General features: G+C 67.4%; 20 protein-coding genes and 1 other RNA gene. 13 read left to right on the top strand and 8 right to left on the bottom strand.

Annotated features, from left to right (window positions below; all coding sequences use genetic code 11):
- Both J0I42_RS04395 and J0I42_RS04390 read left to right on the top strand, forming a co-directional pair.
- A partial coding sequence (locus tag J0I42_RS04395; protein WP_291653141.1) for a vitamin B12 dependent-methionine synthase activation domain-containing protein occupies window positions 1–340 on the top strand: 340 nt, incomplete at its 5' end.
- Window positions 341–395: 55 nt separating this feature from the next.
- Window positions 396–830, top strand: coding sequence for a GNAT family N-acetyltransferase (locus J0I42_RS04390; protein WP_291653140.1), 435 nt, complete (start codon window positions 396–398; stop codon window positions 828–830).
- A 71-nt stretch (window positions 831–901) separates the two neighbouring features.
- Here the strand turns inward: J0I42_RS04390 and J0I42_RS04385 are convergent, their stop codons facing one another.
- The 6 genes from J0I42_RS04385 to J0I42_RS04360 all read right to left on the bottom strand — a co-directional run bounded on the left by J0I42_RS04385 (window position 902) and on the right by J0I42_RS04360 (window position 7624).
- On the bottom strand, window positions 902–1843 hold the full coding sequence (locus J0I42_RS04385; protein WP_291653138.1) for a diguanylate cyclase domain-containing protein: 942 nt from the start codon (window positions 1841–1843) through the stop codon (window positions 902–904).
- An 86-nt stretch (window positions 1844–1929) separates the two neighbouring features.
- Complete coding sequence (locus J0I42_RS04380; protein ID WP_291653136.1) at window positions 1930–3162, bottom strand: ABC transporter permease; 1233 nt, start codon at window positions 3160–3162, stop codon at window positions 1930–1932.
- Window positions 3159–3908 (bottom strand): ABC transporter ATP-binding protein, encoded by a 750-nt coding sequence (locus tag J0I42_RS04375; RefSeq protein ID WP_291653134.1) that lies wholly within the window; start codon window positions 3906–3908, stop codon window positions 3159–3161. Before J0I42_RS04375 ends, J0I42_RS04380 begins: the two co-directional genes overlap by 4 nt.
- Before the next feature lie 243 nt (window positions 3909–4151).
- The gene (locus tag J0I42_RS04370) at window positions 4152–5810 is read right to left on the bottom strand and encodes an efflux RND transporter periplasmic adaptor subunit (RefSeq protein ID WP_291653132.1); all 1659 of its coding nucleotides are present in this window, start codon (window positions 5808–5810) and stop codon (window positions 4152–4154) included.
- 107 nt (window positions 5811–5917) lie between these two features.
- Entirely contained in the window at window positions 5918–6706 is a 789-nt protein-coding gene (locus J0I42_RS04365; protein WP_291653130.1) for an N-acetylmuramoyl-L-alanine amidase, read from the bottom strand.
- Window positions 6707–6874: 168 nt separating this feature from the next.
- Complete coding sequence (locus J0I42_RS04360) at window positions 6875–7624, bottom strand: TerB family tellurite resistance protein (protein ID WP_291653128.1); 750 nt, start codon at window positions 7622–7624, stop codon at window positions 6875–6877.
- A gap of 353 nt (window positions 7625–7977) precedes the next feature.
- Between J0I42_RS04360 and J0I42_RS04355 the strand changes: the two genes are divergently transcribed.
- Together J0I42_RS04355 and rnpB are read left to right on the top strand one after the other, a co-directional pair.
- Entirely contained in the window at window positions 7978–8616 is a 639-nt protein-coding gene (locus J0I42_RS04355) for a lytic transglycosylase domain-containing protein (RefSeq protein ID WP_291653127.1), read from the top strand.
- A 67-nt stretch (window positions 8617–8683) separates the two neighbouring features.
- Window positions 8684–9090, top strand: an RNA gene (gene rnpB, locus J0I42_RS04350) — RNase P RNA component class A.
- Between the two features lie 168 nt (window positions 9091–9258).
- Here rnpB and J0I42_RS04345 read toward each other — a convergent pair.
- On the bottom strand, window positions 9259–9681 hold the full coding sequence (locus tag J0I42_RS04345) for an organic hydroperoxide resistance protein (RefSeq protein WP_291653126.1): 423 nt from the start codon (window positions 9679–9681) through the stop codon (window positions 9259–9261).
- Between the two features lie 148 nt (window positions 9682–9829).
- Between J0I42_RS04345 and J0I42_RS04340 the strand changes: the two genes are divergently transcribed.
- The 9 genes from J0I42_RS04340 to murD all read left to right on the top strand — a co-directional run bounded on the left by J0I42_RS04340 (window position 9830) and on the right by murD (window position 20054).
- Window positions 9830–10294: a MarR family winged helix-turn-helix transcriptional regulator gene (locus tag J0I42_RS04340; RefSeq protein ID WP_291653125.1), complete on the top strand. Its 465-nt coding sequence runs from the start codon at window positions 9830–9832 to the stop codon at window positions 10292–10294.
- 560 nt (window positions 10295–10854) lie between these two features.
- Window positions 10855–11331: a division/cell wall cluster transcriptional repressor MraZ gene (locus J0I42_RS04335; protein ID WP_291653123.1), complete on the top strand. Its 477-nt coding sequence runs from the start codon at window positions 10855–10857 to the stop codon at window positions 11329–11331.
- Window positions 11328–12368, top strand: coding sequence for a 16S rRNA (cytosine(1402)-N(4))-methyltransferase RsmH (rsmH, locus tag J0I42_RS04330; protein WP_291653121.1), 1041 nt, complete (start codon window positions 11328–11330; stop codon window positions 12366–12368). Before J0I42_RS04335 ends, rsmH begins: the two co-directional genes overlap by 4 nt.
- Before the next feature lie 2 nt (window positions 12369–12370).
- Window positions 12371–12757 carry a cell division protein FtsL gene (gene ftsL, locus J0I42_RS04325; RefSeq protein ID WP_291653119.1) on the top strand — a complete coding sequence of 129 codons (387 nt, stop codon included), beginning with the start codon at window positions 12371–12373 and terminating at the stop codon, window positions 12755–12757.
- The gene (locus J0I42_RS04320; RefSeq protein WP_291653117.1) at window positions 12754–14532 is read left to right on the top strand and encodes a peptidoglycan D,D-transpeptidase FtsI family protein; all 1779 of its coding nucleotides are present in this window, start codon (window positions 12754–12756) and stop codon (window positions 14530–14532) included. The genes ftsL and J0I42_RS04320 overlap by 4 nt, the downstream gene beginning before the upstream one ends.
- A 27-nt stretch (window positions 14533–14559) precedes the next feature.
- Window positions 14560–16011, top strand: a complete 1452-nt coding sequence (locus tag J0I42_RS04315) for a UDP-N-acetylmuramoyl-L-alanyl-D-glutamate--2,6-diaminopimelate ligase (RefSeq protein WP_291653116.1) — start codon at window positions 14560–14562, stop codon at window positions 16009–16011.
- A 79-nt stretch (window positions 16012–16090) separates the two neighbouring features.
- Window positions 16091–17518 (top strand): UDP-N-acetylmuramoylalanyl-D-glutamyl-2,6-diaminopimelate--D-alanyl-D-alanine ligase, encoded by a 1428-nt coding sequence (locus tag J0I42_RS04310; RefSeq protein ID WP_291653115.1) that lies wholly within the window; start codon window positions 16091–16093, stop codon window positions 17516–17518.
- An 18-nt stretch (window positions 17519–17536) separates the two neighbouring features.
- Complete coding sequence (gene mraY, locus J0I42_RS04305) at window positions 17537–18619, top strand: phospho-N-acetylmuramoyl-pentapeptide-transferase (protein WP_291653114.1); 1083 nt, start codon at window positions 17537–17539, stop codon at window positions 18617–18619.
- Between the two features lies 1 nt (window position 18620).
- Complete coding sequence (murD, locus tag J0I42_RS04300) at window positions 18621–20054, top strand: UDP-N-acetylmuramoyl-L-alanine--D-glutamate ligase (protein ID WP_291653113.1); 1434 nt, start codon at window positions 18621–18623, stop codon at window positions 20052–20054.
- Window positions 20055–20056: 2 nt separating this feature from the next.
- Here the strand turns inward: murD and J0I42_RS04295 are convergent, their stop codons facing one another.
- Entirely contained in the window at window positions 20057–20536 is a 480-nt protein-coding gene (locus tag J0I42_RS04295) for a VOC family protein (RefSeq protein ID WP_291653112.1), read from the bottom strand.
- Between the last annotated feature and the right edge of the window lie 190 nt (window positions 20537–20726).

The raw sequence follows: 20726 nt of genomic DNA, 5'->3' as shown, positions 1-20726 counted from the left end.
CGAGCTGATCCGCGAGGAATATCGCGGTATCCGCCCGGCGCCGGGCTATCCGGCGCAGCCCGACCATACCGAGAAGGAGACGCTGTTCCGGCTGCTGGAGGCGGAGCGTCGCGTCGGCGTCAAGCTCACCGAGAGCTTTGCGATGTGGCCGGGCTCCTCGGTCTCCGGGCTCTATCTCGCGCATCCCGAAGCGTATTATTTCGGCGTGGCCAAGGTCGAGCGCGACCAGGTCGAGGACTATGCCGAGCGCAAGGGTATGAGCATCGAGGAGGTCGAGCGCTGGCTGGCGCCGATCCTCAACTACGACACGGCCGCCTATCGCCTGCAGGCGGCGGAGTAGTTGCCTTCCAGCGCCGCGGCGGGCATCACGCCTGCCGCAGCGATGGAGAGTATCCGTGACGAACGACGAGACGACGCTGATCCGCAGGGCGGTGGCGGCGGACCAGCCGCGCATCTTCGCCATCCGCATGGGCGTGCGCGAGAACATCCTCAGCGATCCCTCGAAGGTGACGGACGAAGACGTCGCCTGGTATCGCGATAACGCGATCTTCCTCGTCGCGGAAAACGCTGGCGAGATCGTCGGCTTCGCCTGCGCCAATCATCAGACCGGCCTGATCTGGGCCCTGTTCGTCGATCCGGCCCGGGAGGGGCGAGGGCACGGCCGTGCCCTGCTCGATGCCGCACTCGCCGGGCTGAGGGCAGCGGGCCACGCTCAGGCCTGGCTCGAAACCGGCGCCGGCACGCGGGCGGAGCGCTTCTATCGCGAGCATGGCTGGCGCGACATGGGTCGTGGCCTCGACGGACAGACCGTCTTCACGCGGGCCCTGTGAGGTTGCGAGGCAGCCCCATCAGTCCGGAGCGGTCAGGCATGACGCCGGGCTCTGTCGGAACCCGGTGACCGCTACCCCGCGAGGGCCGACAGGCTCGCAACCGCCACCGGCCCGTCGAAGACGCGGACACAATCCCCGCCGGCGAGGCCCGCGACATGGAGCGCCGCCTCGGCTTCCGTGAAGATCTCGCTCTGTTCGCGATGGCGTTCCGGGGTCAGCAGGGCGGCACCGACCGAGAGCGTGATATCGATGATGAGGTTGCCGTTCGACATCGGCCGGCACAGCAACTTGTGCGTACCGGTGAGCATCGACCCCAGATAGCCCTTGTCGCCCGGCATCGGCAGCAGCAGGGAGAAGCTGCCGGGACCAGTCTGGTCGATGACCAAGGCATCGGGGAAGAGCCGGCGCAGCCGCTCGCCAAGGCAGCGGATCACATTGCTGCCGGCAGAGCGGCCGTGGTTTTCGAGGAGCGTCGGGAAGCGATCGATCTCGAAGATTGCGAGAGCGAGGCGGTCGGATTTGCCGCCCTGTTCATGCCGGAAGCGTCTGAGAGCGTCGGTGAAACTGCGGCGCGCTGCGAGCCCCGACGTGGCTTCAGCGCGCGCCAGGCTGGAGACGCTGCTCCACAGCCCCTTTTCGGCGGTGACGTCCTGCTTCGAGCCAAAGATGCGGGTGGGCCGGCCATGCTGATAGCCGACACCGACGATCAGCCGCATCCAGCGCTTCTCGCCGCTGGCCGCCCTGATCCGGCAATCCAGCGCAAAGCCCTGTCCGGTGCGAATTGCGTTGCCGCGATGCTGTTCCATCTCGCGCCGGGACCGTTCTTCGTACAGGTCCAGCGTCTCCCTGCGGTAGATCTCGCTGCCGCGCTGAAGGCCGAACAGGTCGTAGACGCCATCCGTCCAGCTCAGCGTCTCATTGGCCAGATGACATTCCCAGGCTCCGAGCGCGGCGGGCGCCAGCGCGTTGTCGTAATGGAGCTTGGTGGCTGCGACGAGCCGCTGGCTGTTCACGACGCTCTCCTGCTGGCCGACCGATGCGGGCAGCCTAGGCTTCGAGCGTTAAGCGACCCTTGCGATGCGCGGGGAAATGCCCAGCGTCATTCGCGCCGGAGCGCCTCGATCGGATCGAGCCTCGCGGCACGGCGCGCCGGGTAGAAGCCGAAGAACACGCCGATCAGGCCGGAGACGCCGACCGCGATCAGGATGGTCTGAACCGAGATCACCGAGGGCCAGCCGGCGACATGGGCGATGGTCAGCGCCGCCGCGATGCCGAGCCCGACGCCGACGGCGCCGCCGATGGTCGCGAGCGTCGTCGCCTCGATCAGAAACTGGGTCAGAACCGCGCTCTGGCGGGCGCCGACCGCGAGCCTGAGACCGATCTCGCGGGTGCGCTCGGTCACCGAGACCAGCATGATGTTCATGATGCCGATGCCGCCGACGAGGAGCGAGACGGCGGCCACGGCGGCCAGCAGCCAGGACAGGGTGGTCGCGGCGGCCGTCGCGGTATTGGCGATCTCGGTGAGATTGCGGACGATGAAGTCGTCCTCCTGATCCTCCATCAGGCGATGGCGCTGGCGCAGCAGTGCCGAGACCTCGGCGATGCCGGGCGTGATCGCCTCCTCGCTGGCGAACTTGACCATGATGCTCTGCACGGAGCGGTCGCGGGCATAGTTGCGCCCGACGATGCGGCGCCGGCCGGTGTCGAGCGGCACGAAGATGACGTCGTCCTGGTCCTGCCCCAGCGCCGACTGACCCTTGGGCGCCATCACGCCGATGACCTTGAAGGGCACGTTGCGAATGCGGAACTGCTGGTCGAGCGGGTCTTCCTCGCCGAAGAGATTACGCGCCACCGTCTGGCCGATCACGGCGACGATCTCGCCCTTGCGCAATTCCTCGGGCTCGAACAGCCGGCCGGCGCCGATCTCCCATTCGCGGGCGGCGAAGAAGTCGAGATCGGTGGCGGTGATCTGCGTCGACCAGTTGGCGCCGGCATAGACGGCCTGGGCGCGGGTGACGAGGACCGGTGCTGCCGCCGTGACGTCCTCGACCTCCTTGAGGATCGCGGCGGCGTCCTCGTCGGTCAACGTCGAGGAGGCGCCGGCGCCGAGCCTGACGCCCCCCTGCGTGACGTTGCCGGACTGGATGATCGCGAGATTCGCGCCGAGAGACTTGATCTGGCCGGTAACGCGCTCGCGGGCGCCAGCGCCGATCGCGACCATGGCGATGACGGCGGCGACGCCGATGATGATGCCGAGCATGGTCAGGGCAGACCGCAACGCATTGGCGCCGATGGCGGACAGTGCCGAGCGGATCGCTTCGAGAAGGCTCATGCCGCGGCCTCCGGCAGGCCGATCCCGGCATCGAAGGCGGCCAGCGCGGCGCGAGCGTCGGCCGGCTCTTGCCTGATGTCGTTGAGCAGGTGCCCATCGCGGAAGCGGATCAGCCGGCGTGCGTGGCGGGCGACCTCGGCATCATGCGTGACGAGGACGACGGTGACGCCTTCGCGGTTGAGGTCCTGGAACAGCGCAAGGATTTCGAGAGCGGTGCGGCTGTCGAGCGCGCCCGTCGGTTCGTCGGCGAGGAGCAGGCGCGGCTCGTTGACCAGCGCGCGGGCGATGGCGACGCGCTGCTGCTGGCCGCCGGAAAGCTGCATCGGACGGTGATGGGCGCGCTCGGCGAGGCCGACGCGGGCGAGCGCCGCAAGCGCGCGCCGCTTGCGCTCGGCGCGGGCGACACCGGCATAGACCATCGGCAGTTCGACATTGGCGCAGGCGTCGATGCGCGGCAGCAGGTTGAACTGCTGGAAGACGAAGCCGAGCTTGCGGTTGCGCAGTTCCGCCAGCCCGTCGCCCGACAAGGTCTCGACCGCGACGCCGTCGAGCATGTAATGGCCGCCGCTCGGCCGGTCGAGGCAGCCGATCAGGTTCATGAAGGTCGATTTGCCCGACCCGGACGGGCCCATCACCGCGACGAGGTCGCCCGCTTCGATCGCCAGCGAAACCCGGTCCAGCGCCGTGACGCGACCGGAATCGAGATCGTAGACGCGGGAGAGGTCGCGGGTTTCGATCAGGGGCATTGCCGCGCCCCGATATTGGTCAGGGCTTGCCATGCGTTGGACGAACAAGCGCGGGGAACCCTTCTCCCGTGTGGGAGAAGGGCAGGGATGAGGGCCTGCCTCGTCCGCAAAAGACGCGGGGCTGTGGCGTCGCGCCGGTCCTGAAAGCGCGGGCCCTCACCCCTACCCCTCTCCCATCCGGGAGAGGGGATCCCGCGGATGTCTTCATAGGCGTTGCCTTCAAGACATTTCACTGCGTTACCCTCAGAACAGCCGCGGCCCGCGGGGGCGGGGTGCGGTCGGCTCGGGTGTGGTGGTCAGGCGCGGGCCGCCGCCGGTCACGACCTGCGCGCCGTCCCTGACCTCGCCGCCGAGCAGTTCGGTGAAGGCGCCATCGGTCGGGCCGAGCGTGACGGGCACCGGTTTCGGCAGGCCGGCTTCGTCGAGGACATAGACGCGCCCCGGAACGCCCTGACGCGGCGCCCCGCGGCCTTCCTGCATGATGGCCTCGAATTTGGCCCGGCGCTCGGGATCGAGCACGGCGCCGATCTTCGTGACGATCTCGTTGCGCGCCGTGCGGAAGGCCGCGCGCCGTTCCTCGGGCGAGAGTCCGGCCATGGCTTCGCGATTGCCGCGGCGCTCCTTGAGAATCCCGGCGATCGCCTGCTTCTGCTCCGGCGTCGGCTGCAACTCTGTCTCGATACGCTCGCGCAGGGCGTTGGCCGCTCGCGGTGCTCGCTCGCCGGCATCCGGAAGCGCCACCGGGCCGGTGCCTGCCGTTGCCGGTGCCCCCGCAGCGCCGACGGGGCGGAAGCGCAGGGCGGCATTGGGCACGCGCAGCGCATCCGGCCGGTCCTCGGTCACGACCTGGAGATTGGCGGTCATGCCCGGCAGGAGCGCCATGTCGCGGTTCTCGACGCGGATGATGCCGGTATAGGTCACGACGTTCTGGATGGTCTGGGCGCCGAGCCGGACCATCTCGACCCGCCCCTGGAAATTGCGGTTGGGATAGGCGTTGACGGTGAAGGAGACCGGCTGTCCGGGCTTCAGCCGGCCGACATCGGCTTCGTCGATATTGGCGTAGATGTCGATGGTGCGCAGGTCCTGCGCGATCTGGAACAGGGTCGGCGAGGAGAGCGAGGCGGCAACCGTCTGGCCGAGATCGACCTGGCGCTGGACCACGACGCCGTCGACCGGGGAGCGAATCTGCGTGCGTTCGAGATCGATCAGGATGTCCCGGAGCTTGGCGTCGCGGCTGCCGATCAGGGCCTGGCTGGCCTGAACCTGTCCTTCGGCGAGCTGGATATCGGCATCGAGCCCCTTGAGCTCGGTCCGGGCCGAGGCGAGCTGGGCCTCGTTCGAGGCGAGCGAGGCTGTCTGGACCTCGACCTGGGTGCGGGCCGTGTCGAGGTTCTGCTGCGAGCCCGTGCTGCGGTTGAAGAGCTGGTCCTGCCGCTCGAAGGTGCGCTTCGCATCGGCGAGCTGGGCGGAGGTGCGGGTGCGCTGGGCTTCGAGATCGCGGATGATCGAATCGGCCTTGATCCGCGCGGCCCGGGCGCGTTCGAGCTGGGCGTTCTTGACCACGAGATCGGCCCTGGCCTGTTCGAGATCGGCCTGGGCGGCGTCGCGGCGCGTGCGGATCTGGTCGCTCTGCAGGCGGGCCACGACCTGTCCGGCCTTCACCTGCGTGTTGTAGTCGGCGAGGAGCTCGACGATCTGGCCGGATAACTGCGAGCCGACGAGGACGGTGGTGACCGGCGTCAGCGTGCCGGTGGCGCGCACGGCGGCGGTGATGCGGCCGCGATCGAGCGTGGCGGTACGATAGGGCGGCTCATTGGCGTTGCCGCCAGCCGGGCGCAATGCCCAATAGCCACCGGCCGCCGCGAGAACGAACAGCCCGGTTCCGATCAGCCATTTGCGCAAGGTCGTTTCCCCATTCGGCCCGCGCCTCGGCGCGGCCGATGGAGAGCTTGCCAGAAAGCGAGCCGTCCGGCGAGTTAACTTCCTGCAATCTTTGGCTTAGCCGCCGGTCAGGCCGTGCGGGCGCCCTGGGTGGCGGCGAGCAGGTCGCGCAGCGTCGTGATGGTCGAGGAATCGGCGACGCCGTCGACCTTCTCCTGGCGCCAATGGCGCTGGAACGCGGCGACGACCGCCTCCAGCTTCTCGTCGAAGATGCCGTCGACGGTGACGCCATAGCCGAGCATGGCGAACATCGCCTGCAGCGCCTCGACCGGCTGGCCGCTCTCGCCGCGGGCGAAGAAGCGCCCGCCGCGGATCGGCGCCGGTTCGGTCCAGAGGCCGACGCCGGCCTCGGCGAAGCGCCGCCACGGGAATTTTTCGCCGGGGTCGATCTTGCGGCCGGGCGCGATGTCGGAATGGGCGAGCACGCGCTCGGGCGGGATCGACCAGCGCTCGCAGATGTCGCGGCAGAGGTTCAGCGTCGCCGCGATCTGCTCTTCCGGGTAATCGGGCAGGCCGCCGGGATGGCCGGGATTGGCGATCTCGATGCCGATCGAGCCGGAGTTGATGTCGGTCTCGCCGGCCCAGTGCGAGGCTCCGGCATGCCAGGCGCGCCGGCCCTCCGGCACGAGCTGGAGCACATGGCCGTTCTCGAAGACGAAATAATGCGAGGAGACCTGCGCGACCGGGTTGCAGAGCCATTGCAGCGCTTCGCCCGCCACCGGCATGCCGGTGTAGTGCAGGATCAGCATATCCGGCCGGCGCCCCGGCGTCCCGTCCGCATGCTTGCGCTCGCCATGGTTGGGCGAGGGGAAGATTTTCGAGGCGAAGCGGCTGTCGGGAGTGGCTATCTCGGTCATGCAGGGGGCTTTAGCGCATTGTACGATTGCAATGGAAACGCGGCGTCATCCCGGGCGACCAAAGGGAGGCCCGGGATCCATGCCGGAACGGTTCAGGCATGGATTCCGGATCAGCGCCGCTTCGCGGCTTGTCCGGGATGACCCGCGTATTTTCGGAGAGGTCTGAGTTCAAACGGGTTCGGGCGCGAGATTGCGGCTCATGCCGCGTTCCCGTTGGATCGCGTCCCACGCGGCGTTGATGGCGGCGATGCGGCGGGTTGCGATGGCGACCGCCTCCTCCGGCAGGCCACGGGCGATCTCGCGGTCGGGATGGGTCTCGGCGACGAGGCGGCGGTAATGGCGCTTCAGCTCGGCGTCGTCCATCTCGCGGCTGGCGCCGAGCACGAGATAGGGATCGTCCGGCCGGCGGGCGTGGCGGGCCTCGATCCGGGCGAAATCCCTCTCGGCGATGCCGAAGATGCCGGCGACAGCCTGGAGATAGGCATGCTCGGCCTCGTGGATCGCGCCGTCGGCGGCGGCGATCAGGAACAGGCCGTCGAGCACGTCTTCCAGCAGGGCGGGCTCGTCCTTGAAAGCGCCGGCGATCTGCGTGGCATAGGCCTCGAAGCCGGCGCTGGTCTGCTTGGCGAGGTCGAACAGGGATTCGATGCGCTGCTGCTGGTCGGGCGGGACTTCCACGATGCGGCGGAAGGCAGTGACCTCATCGCAGGTCACGACACCGTCGGAGCGCGCCATCTTGGCGGCGAGCGCGACGAGGCCCGTGGTGAAGACCAGCTCGCGCGGCGCCGGGCCGAAGGGTGCGCCCTCGCGATCGACCAGGACATGGCCGGCGAGCGCACCGACGAGCGCGCCCAGCGGCCCGCCGATCACGAGCCCGAGCCCGCCGCCGCCCAGAGCGCCCCAGAAAGAGGAAGCCATCACAAAACCGATCCCGGTGAATCTGAGTGCGCGATGATGGGAGAAGGGGGCTGGCTCGCGCAAGAGCGCCCGGTGCGACGGCCTGCCGCGCCAAAAAAGCACTTCCGGCCCGGAATATGGCTGAAATGCGGCAGCTGATTCGCCTGCTTGATTCGTGCCCGGGGGCGAGGAGCCGGCGAAGTTTTTCGAACGACCGAATACATATGAATACTGAATAGTTAAATATAGAATAAATTCCTGTTTACGCTAATTTCTATGCGTTTTCCTGTTGAATATGCCAGATTATCGACACATTCGACCATCAGTTGAGCGCCCCCATCGGCCAGTCATGGCTCAATGGGGTTTAATTCGACATGCGATATATCTGTGGTGGTCTCGCGGCTGCGTGCCTGATTAGCCTCTCCGGGGTTGCCCTGGCCGAGGATTTCGTCAACGCGGAAACGGACCCCAGAGCTATCGTTCTCCGCGACGCCGAGATCGCCCGCGCCAAGGCCGCCGAAGGCAAGGGCGAAGAGGTCCAGGCCGAGGCTTCCAAGACAAAGCCAGCGACCCGCGTCGCCAAGGTTGAGTCTGACAAGACCGAGACCCGCGCCAGCCGCGCGCTCGCCGCTCCGGCCGGTTCCGAGGGCATCAAGGCGATCGTCGCGCGCCATGCTGCCGCCAATGGCGTGCCGTTCTCGCTCGCCGATGCCGTCGTCCGGGTCGAGAGCCGCTACAATCCGCGTGCCTCGCATGCCGGCAATTACGGGCTGATGCAGATCCGGCACCAGACGGCGCGCGGCATGGGCTATTCCGGCGGCCCCGGCGGCCTGCTCGATGCCGAGACCAATGCGCGCTACGGCATGAAGTACCTGGCGCTGGCCTACAAGCTGGCTGGCGGCGACACCTGCCGCACGATCATGAAGTACCAGAGCGGCCATATGGCGACCCGGATGAGCGGCGCCAACCGCACCTATTGCGCCAAGGTGCGCACCATCACCGCCCGTAACTGATCTAACTTGTCGTCCCTGGGCGCGGTTCCGCTTGACGCCGGCCGCGCCAGCGCGCATCTCCCCCTCGCCAGTCGGCCGGACGGCCGCTCTCGCTCGCGAGGGAGGAAAGTCCGGGCTCCACGGAAACACGGTGCCGGATAACGTCCGGCGGGGGCGACCCCAGGGAAAGCGCCACAGAGATCGAACCGCCCTGCGCCGGGAGCTTCGGCTGCCGCTCGCAGGGTAAGGGTGAAAAGGTGCGGTAAGAGCGCACCGCGGACCCGGCAACGGGGACGGCATGGCAAGCCCCACCGGGAGCAAAACCGAATAGGGACGATGCTGCCCGCGCAGGCGGGCAGGGGCAGGTTTCTGTGCCTTGTCGTCCGGGTTGGTTGCTCGAGGCGCGCAGCAATACGCGTCCCAGAGGAATGGCCGTCACGTCGGGGGAGCGATCCTCCGGCCATCCAGAACCCGGCTTACAGGCCGACTGGCACCTCACTTCCCAACGCTTCGACGCTATTCCCAAAAAGCGCGTCATCCCGGGCGGCCGAAGGGCGACCCGGGATCCATTCCGGAGCGCTTCCGAGGAAGGTTCAGGAATGGATCCCGGATCTCCGCTTCGCTACGTCCGGGATGACGGCGCGTGCGGGTTGATGGTGGTGCTCAGGCCACCGTCGTCTCGATCGGGATGTTGCCTTTCGTCGCGTGCGAATAGGGGCAGACCACATGAGCCTTCTTCACGAGGTCCTCGACCGTGGCCTTGTCGATGCCCGGGACCGAGACCGTCAGCTTGGCGGTGATGCCGAAGCCCTGGCCGTCGTCGCGCGGACCGATGCCGATATCGGCCGAAACCTTCGCGTCATCCGGAATCTTCACCTTCTCCTTGCCGGCGGCGAACTTGAGCGCGCCGAGGAAGCAGGCCGAGTAGCCCATGGCGAAAAGCTGCTCGGGATTGGCTCCTTCGCCGCCGCCGCCGCCGAGTTCCTTGGGGGTGTTCAGCACGAGCTTGACGTTACCGGTATCGGTCGCGGCCTGGCCCTCGCGGCCGCCGGTGGCGGAACCATGGGCAGTGTAGAGCACCTTCATGATCTGTCTCCTTGCTGGCGGGTTGATCGTCGCTATTTATATTGTGCACAATTAGATAGTCAACAATTAACTTCGAGTGAGGCAGAGGGCGGTTGATTGTGAGGCCGCTTTCGGTTTTGCGTGAAGCAAGGTGATCGACGAGGGCGCGATGGCGAAGCAGGGCAGGGCCGAAGAGGGGATGCCGCGTCTGGAGCAACAGCTCTGCTTCGCGATCTATCAGGTCGGCCATGCCTTCAACCGGGCATATCGCTCGATCCTGTCCGGGCTCGGGCTGACCTATCCGCAATATCTCGTGATGCTCGTGCTCTGGGAGCAGGACGGTCTCATGGTGAAAGAGCTCGGCGAGCGCTTGATGCTCGATTCCGGCACGCTGACGCCGTTGCTGAAGCGGCTCGAAGCCTCCGGCCTGATCCGACGCGAGCGCGATCCCCGCGACGAGCGGCAGGTGCGCATTCATCTCGCAGAGAAGGGCGAGGGGCTGCGCGAGGAGGGGCGTTGCGTCGAGCAGGCGATCGGTGAGGCGCTCGGCGGAACGGCCGGGGATGCTGCGCGATTGCGCGATCATCTCGATCTCGTCCGCGATGCGTTGCTGGCCTCGTCTCGCGAGGGCTGAGCGGACGTTTTTGCCGGGGGCGGCGCCGTTGTCATTCCGGGGCTTCGCGCTGCGAGGAGCCTGGAACCTGCGACCGGGTGCGCCGATTGCTGCCGCACATCCAATGTCTCGTCCAGCCGCAGGTTCCGGGTTCGCGTCTGTCGCGCATGCCGGAATGACAAGGGGCTGCTTGCCCGGTTCCCGGGCGGGGGCTGGCTGGCTCGCCGGGAATGACGGCCTGCTCTCGTAAAATTTTTTCACTGCGCTGATGTGCCGAGCCGCCGGTCGAGCAGGCGGGGTGGCGGCGAATTGCACGTGCTTACGGATACTTAACCTTAACAAGCTGTGATGCCGGAGAGCCCCGGCAGGTGCGTCTGCGCGCCTGCGATTCCATTGACGCCCATGAAGGCCCATGCTATCCCAAATCATCCCGTCGAAGCCGGCAGGCAATCCCAGGGTCAGGCTCCGTGTGCCGCGCGGAATTTGGCTTGCAGGCGTGCCTTGTCCGCTTCGACGGGGGGACTTTTCGCCGCTTGCCCATCTCAGCGGTGGCGCCTTGAAGAGCAGGCCGGGAGGCGGCGTTGACGGACCGCTTCGTCTCGAATTTCACGAACCGGCTCGACGCCAAGGGGCGCGTTTCCATTCCATCGAGCTTCCGGTCGGTGCTGGCGAAGGACGGCTACGAAGGCCTTTATGTCCATCAGTCGCTCGACCTGCCGGCCCTGGATGCCGGCGGCAACGCGCTGCGCTCCACGATCGACGATATCCTCGCGCGCTTCTCGCCGTTCTCGGACGAGTGGGAGCTCCTCTCGACCGCCCTGAACGGCACCTCGGAGGTTCTGAAGATCGACACGGAGGGGCGCATGGTGCTCAGCGAGGCGCTGAAGGCGCATGCCGGCATCGGCGATTCCGTGACCTTCGTCGGGCATGGCCACAAATTCCAGATCTGGGAGCCGGAGCGGTTCCGCGCGCATCTCGAGACGGCGCGGACGCGTCTGCGCGACGTGAAGCGCACGCTCGGCGGCTTGACGATTCCAACGGGAGGCTCGGTCGCATGACAGGCCATGGCGACCGTTCCAGCGGAGCCGTTGGCGGGCCGGCTCGTCATGTGCCCGTGCTGCTCGCCGAGGTTCTGGAGGCGCTCGCGCCGCAGGCCGGGGGGCGCTATCTCGACGGCACCTTCGGGGCAGGAGGCTATTCGCGCGCTATCCTCGATGCCGCGCCCGACGTGACCCTGCTCGGACTCGATCGCGATCCCTCGGCGATTGCCGGCGGGGCCGATCTCGTCGCGGCGATGGCCGGGCGATTGACGCTGTCCCAAGCCAATTTCGGCGAGCTCGCCGAGGAAGCGGAGCGCTTCAGGATGGTGCCGCTCGACGGCGTCGTGCTCGACATCGGCGTGTCCTCGATGCAGATCGATCAGGCGGAGCGCGGCTTTTCGTTCCGCTTCGACGGGCCGCTCGACATGCGCATGAGCAGCGCCGGGCAGAGCGCCGCCGACCTCGTCAACGAGGCCGAGGAAGGGCTGCTTGCCAATATCTTCTACCATTACGGCGAGGAGCGTCGCTCGCGGGCCGTGGCGCGGGCCGTGATCGAGGCGCGCCGCAAGGCGCCGATCACGACCACCAAGCAACTGGCCGATCTCGTCGCCGGCATCGTGCGCGGCGAGCCCGGCGGAGCTCATCCGGCGACGCGGGTGTTCCAGGCGCTGCGTATCGCCGTCAATGACGAACTCGGCGAGCTGGTCAGGGCGTTGCATGCGGCCGAGACCGTGCTGAAGCCCGGCGGGCGGCTCGTCGTCGTGACCTTCCATTCCCTGGAAGACCGCATCGTCAAGCAGTTCTTCGCCGAGCGTTCCGGCCGGGTGCCGGCGGGCTCGCGCCATGCGCCGGCGGTGGCCGCGGCACAGCCGACCTTCAGGCTGGTCGAGAAGGGTGCCGTCGCGCCGTCCGAAGCCGAGATGCGGGCCAATCCGCGGGCGCGCTCGGCCAAGCTGCGCGCCGCCGAACGCAACGATGCGCCGTCGCGCCGGGCCGATGCCGGGCTCGTCGCGCTCTCCACCGTCCCCGACCCGCAGCCGCGCCGGAGGCCCTGAGCGTGATCAAGCTCCTGCATGTCATCGCCATCGGCGCGCTGGTTTCCTCGGCAGTCTATGCCTACTCGATCAAGTACGAGACGACGCTGGCGACCGAGCATCTCAAGAAGCTCAAGTCCAAGACCCAGCGCGAGCGCGATGCCATCGCCGTGCTCAAGGCCGAGTGGCAGTTCCTCAATCGGCCCGACCGCGTCCAGATGCTGGCCGAGCGCCATCTCGACCTGCAGCCCTTCGTGGTGACGCAGGTGGTCAAGCCCTCGGACATCCCGAACCGCGGCCCCAAGGTCGATGCCATCGGCCGCAAGCTCGAGGATCTCGGCCTGGGACTGCCGACCGAGACGCCCAGGACCACCAAGGCGGGCGCGACCACGCCGGGAGCCATGCCATGAGCCGCTCGATCGATCAGGAGGTCCCGGTGGAGGAGCAGGCGGGAACGGAGGGGATCGCGGTCAGGCGCGGGCGCCTCGCCTGGCTGCGCGACGTCTTCCGCATGAGCGGGGAGAAGAGCGAGCCACGCGTCGGCCTCGTCATCCTCGGCTTTTCGGCGCTGTTCCTCGCCATCACCGGCCGGCTGGTCTATCTCGGGGTCGCGCCGAACGAGCAGGTCGGCCTGCGCCGTGCCACCTCCAACGCCATCTCCGCCGCCCGGCCCGATATCGTCGACCGCAACGGCGAGGTCATGGCGACCGATATCCGCACGGTCTCGGTCTTCGCCGAGCCGCGCCGCATTCTCGACAAGGACGAGGCGACCGAGCTGCTGACGGCCGTGCTGCCCGATCTCGACGCCAAGGACCTGCGCGACAAGCTCGGCACCAAGAAGGGCTTCGTCTGGGTCAAGCGCGAGATCACGCCGCGCCAGCAGGCGGAAGTGCATAGGCTCGGCATTCCCGGCGTCGGCTTCGTGCCCGAGAACAAGCGCGTCTATCCGAACGGCAATGCCGCAGCCCACGTGCTCGGTTTCGCCAATATCGACAATGTCGGCATCGCCGGCATCGAGAAATACATCGACTCGCAAGGGCTGCAGGACCTGAACGGCGCCGGCCTCGCGACCGAGGCCTCCGACCTGAAGCCGGTCAAGCTGTCGATCGACCTGCGGGTCCAGCACCTGCTGCGCGACGAACTGTCGAAAGGCCTTGAGCGGTTCAAGGCGATCGCTGCTGCCGGTGCGATCATGGACGTGAATACCGGCGAGGTGCTGGCGCTGGTTTCGCTGCCCGATTTCGATCCGGGCAACCCGGTCGATGCGCTGGAGAAGGACCGGATCAACCGGATGAATGTCGGCGTCTACGAGATGGGCTCGACCTTCAAGGCGCTGACCATCGCGATGGCGCTCGATTCCGGCAAGGCCAACATCAATTCGAGCTATTCGACCGCCGGCGGCATGATGCGGTTCGGCCGCCAGGTCATCAAGGAGTACCACGGCACCGGCCGGACGCTGACCGTGCCCGAGGTTTTCCTGAAGTCTTCGAACATGGGCACGATCAAGATGGCGCTGGCCGTCGGCGTCGAGGGCCACAAGGCCTTCCTGAAGAAGATGATGCAGCTCGACCGGATGACGACCGAGCTGCCGGAAAGCGCGGCGCCGATCGTTCCGCAGCGCTGGGGCGAGATCAACACCGCGACCATCGCCTTCGGCCACGGCCTCGCCGTCGCGCCGTTGCAGGCGCTGGCGGCGGTGGCGGCGCTGGTCAATGGCGGCTACCTGATGAAGCCGACGTTCCTGAAGCGCTCCGAGGAGGAGGCACGCCAGGTCTCGACGCGGGTCATCAAGCCCGAGACCTCCGAGGCCTTGCGCTACATCATGTGGCTCAACGGCGAGAAGGGCTCGGCCCGCAAGGCGAGCGTCGAAGGCTACTTCGTCGGCGGCAAGACCGGCACGGCCGAGAAGGTCATCAACGGCCGCTACGCCAAGAACAAGAACTTCACGACGTTCACGGCGATTGCCCCCTCCGACAAGCCGAAATATCTGTTCCTCGCAATCTACGACGAGCCGAAGGGCTATGCCGAGAGCGGCGGCTATTCGACCGCCGCCTGGAATGCCGGCGTCACGACGGGCAAGGTGATCGAGCGCGCTGCGCCGATCCTGGGACTCAACCCGCGCTTCGACCCGCCATCCTCGCCATTCCCGCTGATGGCTCGGCTCGGCGCCTGGGGTTCGCGTTGATCTCGACCTATAACGGTGGCCATGACGATGACCGGATACAGTCTCGGAGACCTCTTCCCCGAGCTTTTCGAAGCTGAGGCCGCCAGCCAACCGGTGCACGGTGTCGCCTTCGACAGCCGCAAGGTGACCGGCGACGACGTCTTCGTCGCGCTCGCCGGCGCCAAGGCCGATGGCGCGCGCTTTATCATGGACGCGGTCGGGCATGGTGCGGTCGCCATCGTCTCGGGCGGGCCGCGCCCGGCCGATCTGCCGGCCGGCGTCGCCTTCGCGCAGGTCGCCGATCCCCGTCTCGCGCTCGCGCTGGCTGCAGCGAAGCTCCATCCGCGTCAGCCGAAGACCATCGTCGCCGTGACCGGCACCAGCGGCAAATCCTCGGTGGCGGATTTCACCCGCCAGATCTTCCAGGCGCTCGGCCGCGAGGCGGCGAGCGTCGGCACGATCGGGGTGGTGACGCGGAAGGGAGCCGATTACGGTTCGCTGACGACGCCGGACCCGCTTTCGCTGCACGCCTCGTTCGACAAGCTTGCGGAAGAGGGCGTCACGCATCTGGCGATGGAGGCCTCCTCGCACGGGCTCGACCAGCGGCGGCTCGACGGCGTGCGGCTCAGTGCCGGCGCCTTCCTCAATCTGGGGCGCGACCATCTCGATTATCATCCCAGCATCGAGGACTATCTGGCCGCGAAGTTGCGGCTCTGGGAGCTGTTGCCGGATGGCGCGCCGGTCGTGATCAATCGCGACGAGCCCTATGCGGAGGAGGCAGCGCAGGCTGCGGCGAAAAGCGGGCATCCGATCATCGGCATCGGCCGCAAGGGCGAGACCCTGACCCTGCTGCGCAACGAGCGCGACGGCTTCTCGCAGCGTCTGACGGTCGGTTTCGACGGACGCGAATTATCCGTCGCGCTGCCGTTGGTCGGCGATTTCATGGCGGGCAATGCGCTGGTCGCGGCCGGGCTCGCCATCGCCACCGGTGAGGACAAGGCTGCATCGCTCGAGGCGATCTCCGGGCTGACGGGGGTCGCCGGGCGGCTCGAACGTGTCGGCGAGACGAATGGCGGGCTCGTCGTCGTCGATTACGCCCACAAGCCCGATGCGCTGGCGGCGGTTCTGACGACGCTGAGGCCCTATGCGACCGGGCGACTGATCTGCGTCTTCGGCTGCGGCGGCGACCGCGACAAGGGCAAGCGCCCGCTGATGGGCGCGATAGCGGCCGAGAAGGCCGATATCGCCATCGTCACCGACGACAATCCGCGCAGCGAGGATCCGGCCGCGATCCGGGCCGAGATCATGGCCGCTTCGCCCAAGCTCCAGGAAATCGGCGACCGCGAGGAAGCCATCAACGCCGCGGTGAAGATGCTGCAGCCTGGGGATTTGCTGGTCGTGGCCGGAAAAGGCCATGAATCCGGCCAGATCATAGGTGACCGGACGCTGCCCTTCTCGGACCATGACGTGGTCCGCAAGGCGCTGAAGCATGGGAACTAGTCCCATGCTTCAGATTTGGGTTCTGCACGAGTTCTGCTCGCCCTGCCGGGCGGAAAGCGCGCTATCGGAGATCACGTAAATGGGCGCCCCGCTCTGGACCGGAGACAAGCTGATCGCAGCGCTGCGCGCGCGGGCCGAAGGCGCCGTGCCGCCGGTCGTGACCGGCGCCTCGATCGACACCCGCACGCTGGAGCCGGGCGATGTCTTCTTCGCCATCACCGGCGAGGCGCGCAATGGGCATGATTTCGTCAAGGGCGCGCTCGACAAGGGCGCAGCGCTCGCCGTGGTCGACGAGGCGCATGCGGCTGAGTTCGAGGGCGCAGGCGCGCTCGCCATCGTGCCGGACGTGCTGAAGGCGATGGAGCATGCCGGCACCGCACGTCGCGCCGAGCTGAAGGCCGGAATCGTCGCCGTGACCGGCTCGGTCGGCAAGACCGGCACCAAGGAGGCTTTGCGCCTCGTGCTCTCCCGCCAGGGCAAGACCCATGCGCCGGTCGCTTCCTACAACAACCACTGGGGCGTGCCCCTCACGTTGTGCCGGACACCCAGCGACATTGCTTACGGCGTCTACGAGATCGGCATGAACAGCCCCGGCGAGATCGTGCCGCTGGCGCGGATGGTGCGTCCGCAGGTCGCCATCGTCACCACGATCCAGCCCGTACATCTCGCCGCCTTCGCCTCGCTCGAAGGGATCGCCGAGGAAAAGGCCGGCGTTTACTGGGAACTCGAAAAAGGCGGCACGGCGATCGTCAACGCGGACATCCCGCAATCCGAACTGCTGCGCGATATCGCCAAATCCGGTCCGGCCGGGCGGATCATCACCTTCGGCGAAAGCCCCGATGCCGATGTGAAGCTGATCTCCTGTGCGCTGAAACCCGACATGTCGGTGGTCGAGGCCCGCGTCTGCGGGGAGCCGGTCACCTATCGGCTGGGCAGCCCGGGCAAGCATATCGTGCTGAACTCGCTCGCCGTGCTCGCCGCCGTCCATGCGCTCGGCGCCGATCTCGCGCTGGCGGCTCTGGCGCTGGGCGATCTCACGCCGCCGGCCGGGCGTGGCGCCCGGCAGGTGCTACAGGCGCCGGGCGGCAGGATCACGCTGCTCGACGAAAGCTATAACGGCAACCCCGCCTCGATGCGTGCCGCGATCGAGAATCTCGGCCGCCTCCCGGTCGAGGGTCGCGGCCGGCGCATCGCCGTGCTCGGCGATATGCTGGAACTCGGAACGACCGGGCCGGAACTGCATCGCGGACTGGCCGAGCCGCTGGTTTCCAACGGAATCGACAAGGTCTTCACATGTGGTCCTTTGATGAAAGGACTGCATGAGAGCTTGCCTTCCGCCATGCGAGGGGCTTATGCCGCCTCCGCGAGCGAGCTGGAGCCACTCGTGCTCGATGCGATCCGCGGCGGCGACACCGTCACGGTCAAGGGATCGCTGGGCACGCGCATGGGTCCGATCGTCAAGGCGATCCTCGCCCGTTTTCCTGCCGTGCCTGCCGAAGACCGATAGACAAGAGAACCCCGCAGCATGCTCGTCTGGCTCGCCGACTTCGCCAGCACCTTCCCGGTGCTGAACGTCTTCCGCTACATCACCTTCCGCGCAGGCGGAGCGACCGCGACCGCGTTGCTCTTCGTCTTCTTCTTCGGCCCTTCCGCGATTTCCTGGCTCCGGATCAAGCAGGGCAAGGGCCAGCCGATCCGCACGGACGGACCGGAATCGCATCTCGCCAAGCGCGGAACGCCGACCATGGGCGGGCTGATGATCCTGACCGGGCTCTTCGTCGCGGTGCTGCTCTGGGGCAACCTGCGCAATCCTTACGTCTGGATCGTGCTCGGCGTGACCGCGGCGTATGGCGCGATCGGCTTCTATGACGACTATCTCAAGGTGACTAAGCAGTCGCACAAGGGCTTCTCGGGCAAGGCCCGCATCGCCATCGAGGTCGTGGTCGCGCTGATCGCCTGCTATTTCGTCATGCAGACGCAGCCCCCGGCGATCGGCTCGGGCTTCGCGATGCCCTTCCTCAAGGAAGCGATCATCCCGCTCGGCATCCTGTTCCCGCTGGTCGCCTCCTTCGTCGTGGTCGGCGCCGGCAATTCGGTGAACCTGACCGACGGGCTCGACGGGCTCGCGATCGTGCCGGTGATGATCGCGGCCGGCACCTTCGGCTTCATCTCCTATCTCGTCGGCAACGCGATCTTCGCGAACTACCTGCAGATCCACCACATCCCCGGCGCGGGCGAGCTCGCGGTGATCTGCGGCGCGGTGATCGGCGCCGGCCTCGGCTTCCTCTGGTTCAACGCGCCGCCGGCCCAGATCTTCATGGGCGATACCGGCTCGCTGGGCCTCGGCGGCCTGCTCGGCACGATCGCGGTCGCGACCAAGCACGAGATCGTGCTCGCCATCGTCGGTGGCCTCTTCGTCGTCGAGGCGCTCTCGGTGATCATCCAGGTCTTCGTGTTCAAGCGCACCGGCAAGCGCGTCTTCCTGATGGCGCCGATCCACCACCACTTCGAGAAGCTGGGCTGGACCGAGCCGCAGGTCGTGATCCGGTTCTGGATCATCTCCGTGGTGCTGGCACTGGTCGGCCTCGCCACGCTGAAGCTGCGCTGAGATGACCCCGGTTACGGTCTTCGCCGGGCGCAAGGTCGCCCTGTTCGGCCTCGGCGGCTCCGGGCTCGCCACGGCGCGCGCGCTCAAGGCGGGCGGTGCCGCGGTCGCGGCCTGGGACGACAACGAGAAGAGCCGGGAGAAGGCGGCGGCCGAGGGCATCGCCGTCGTCGATCTCGCGAATGCCGACTGGTCGGGTTTCGCGGGTTTCGTGCTCTCGCCCGGCGTGCCGCTGACCCATCCCGAGCCGCACTGGACGGTCGGCAAGGCCAAGGCCGCCGGCGTCGCGATCATCGGCGATGTCGAACTGTTCTTCCTCGAGCGGGCGAAGACCGCGCCGGGCTCTCCCGTCGTCTGCATCACCGGCACCAACGGCAAGTCGACGACGACGGCGCTGATCGCGCATGTGCTGAAGGAAGCCGGACGCGACGTGCAGATGGGTGGCAATATCGGCACCGCCGTGCTGGCGCTGGAGCCGCCTGCCGCGAACCGTATCCACGTCATCGAGTGCTCGAGCTACCAGATCGACCTTGCGCCTTCGCTCAACCCGACCGTCGGCATCCAGATGAACCTGACGCCGGATCATCTCGACCGGCACGGTTCGCTGGAGAACTACGCGGCGATCAAGGAGCGGCTGGTCGCGGCCGCCGATATCGCAGTGGTCGGGGTCGATGACGACGCCTCGAAGCAGATGGCGCGCCGCCGGGCCGCCGGAGGCCGCCCTCTGGTGAGGATCAGCGGCGAGCAGCCGCTCGACGAAGGGGTTTTCGCCGGGGTCACGGCCAATCAGGGCCGGCTCGACACCCGCATCGTCGAGGTCAAGGACGGCAAGCCGCGCGTCGTCGCCAATCTCGCCGGTATCGGTTCGCTACGTGGCTCGCATAATGCGCAGAACGCGGCGGCTGCCTTTGCCGCCTGCTCGGCGCTGGGCCTCATGGCTGAAGAGATCGCGGCGGGCTTCAGGACCTATCCGGGCCTGGCGCATCGCATGGAGGAACTCGGCCGGATCGGCCGCGTCGTCTTCATCAATGATTCAAAAGCGACCAATGCGGATTCGACCGAGAAGGCGCTGACCTCCTTCCACGGCATCTTCTGGATCCTCGGCGGCAAGGCCAAGGATGGCGGCATCGAGAGCTTGCGGCGCTACTTCCCGAATATTGCCCGAGCCTATCTGATCGGGGCCGCGAGCGACCTCTTCGCCGCGACCTTCGATGATGACGGGCGCGTCGTCTACGAGCGCAGCGTCACGCTCGACAAGGCGGTTGCCGATGCGACACGCGATGCCCTTGCGGCGACGGGCGAGGGCGAGATCGCCGTGCTGCTCTCGCCGGCCTGCGCCTCCTTCGACCAGTTCCCGAATTTCGAGGTGCGCGGCGACGCATTCCGCAAGCTGGTCGCAGGACTGCCGGGGTTTGAGCCCTTCGGAGGCAAACGGTAGATTCAGCCGCGCCGGGCGGCTTCGATCTTCGCGACGTCGATCTTCTGCATCGTCATCATCGCGGCGAAGGCGCGCTTTGCCTCCTCGCCGCCGGCGGCGAGCGCCTCGCTCAGTACGCGTGGCGTGATCTGCCAGGACAGGCCCCATCTGTCCTTGCACCAGCCGCACTCGCTCTCCTGGCCGCCATTGCCGACGATGGCGTTCCAGTAGCGGTCCGTCTCCGCCTGATCCTCGGTGGCGATCTGGAAGGAGAAGGCCTCGCTGTGCTTGAACATCGGTCCGCCATTGAGACCAAGGCAGGGGATGCCGAGCACCGTGAAGGTGACGGTCAGCACGTCGCCGGCCTTGCCCGAGGGGAAATCGGTCGGGGCGCGGAAAACCTCCTTCACCGCGCTGTCCGGGAAGGTCTGCGCATAGAAGCGGGCGGCAGCCTCGGCATCCTTGTCGTACCACAGGCAGATCGTGTTCTTGGCGATGGCCATGATCAGTCCTTTCGCTTTCGGGACGGGTGCAACTCCTCCCATGGGGACGACAATGCGTGTCAGGAGCGGTCTCTGCATTCGCTCGGCAGCGCGAATCCGATTTCAGGCGAGGGGCTGATCGAGGCGGCTCGCAGCGGCCGCGAAAGCCATGCGCCGCTGTGGATCGCGACGCGCTGGCACGACCGATCCA

The organism is Allobosea sp., from assembly GCF_017308015.1.
In the GTDB taxonomy this organism is placed as follows: domain Bacteria; phylum Pseudomonadota; class Alphaproteobacteria; order Rhizobiales; family Beijerinckiaceae; genus Allobosea.
The sequence above is the reverse complement of the archived record's forward strand: the minus strand, read 5'-3'. Positions and strand labels throughout refer to the sequence as shown.

What these genes read in the sequence shown, in the direction of transcription:
- J0I42_RS04320 (WP_291653117.1), top strand. Translation starts at nt 12,754, where the DNA reads ATGAGCCGCTCGATCGATCAGGAGGTCCCGGTGGAGGAGCAGGCGGGA.
- J0I42_RS04360 (WP_291653128.1), bottom strand. Translation starts at nt 7,624, where the DNA reads ATGGCTTCCTCTTTCTGGGGCGCTCTGGGCGGCGGCGGGCTCGGGCTC.
- J0I42_RS04375 (WP_291653134.1), bottom strand. Translation starts at nt 3,908, where the DNA reads ATGCCCCTGATCGAAACCCGCGACCTCTCCCGCGTCTACGATCTCGAT.
- J0I42_RS04295 (WP_291653112.1), bottom strand. Translation starts at nt 20,536, where the DNA reads ATGGCCATCGCCAAGAACACGATCTGCCTGTGGTACGACAAGGATGCC.
- J0I42_RS04340 (WP_291653125.1), top strand. Translation starts at nt 9,830, where the DNA reads ATGGCGAAGCAGGGCAGGGCCGAAGAGGGGATGCCGCGTCTGGAGCAA.
- J0I42_RS04315 (WP_291653116.1), top strand. Translation starts at nt 14,560, where the DNA reads ATGACCGGATACAGTCTCGGAGACCTCTTCCCCGAGCTTTTCGAAGCT.
- J0I42_RS04365 (WP_291653130.1), bottom strand. Translation starts at nt 6,706, where the DNA reads ATGACCGAGATAGCCACTCCCGACAGCCGCTTCGCCTCGAAAATCTTC.
- rsmH (WP_291653121.1), top strand. Translation starts at nt 11,328, where the DNA reads ATGACAGGCCATGGCGACCGTTCCAGCGGAGCCGTTGGCGGGCCGGCT.
- J0I42_RS04310 (WP_291653115.1), top strand. Translation starts at nt 16,091, where the DNA reads ATGGGCGCCCCGCTCTGGACCGGAGACAAGCTGATCGCAGCGCTGCGC.
- J0I42_RS04345 (WP_291653126.1), bottom strand. Translation starts at nt 9,681, where the DNA reads ATGAAGGTGCTCTACACTGCCCATGGTTCCGCCACCGGCGGCCGCGAG.
- J0I42_RS04355 (WP_291653127.1), top strand. Translation starts at nt 7,978, where the DNA reads ATGCGATATATCTGTGGTGGTCTCGCGGCTGCGTGCCTGATTAGCCTC.
- J0I42_RS04380 (WP_291653136.1), bottom strand. Translation starts at nt 3,162, where the DNA reads ATGAGCCTTCTCGAAGCGATCCGCTCGGCACTGTCCGCCATCGGCGCC.
- murD (WP_291653113.1), top strand. Translation starts at nt 18,621, where the DNA reads ATGACCCCGGTTACGGTCTTCGCCGGGCGCAAGGTCGCCCTGTTCGGC.
- mraY (WP_291653114.1), top strand. Translation starts at nt 17,537, where the DNA reads ATGCTCGTCTGGCTCGCCGACTTCGCCAGCACCTTCCCGGTGCTGAAC.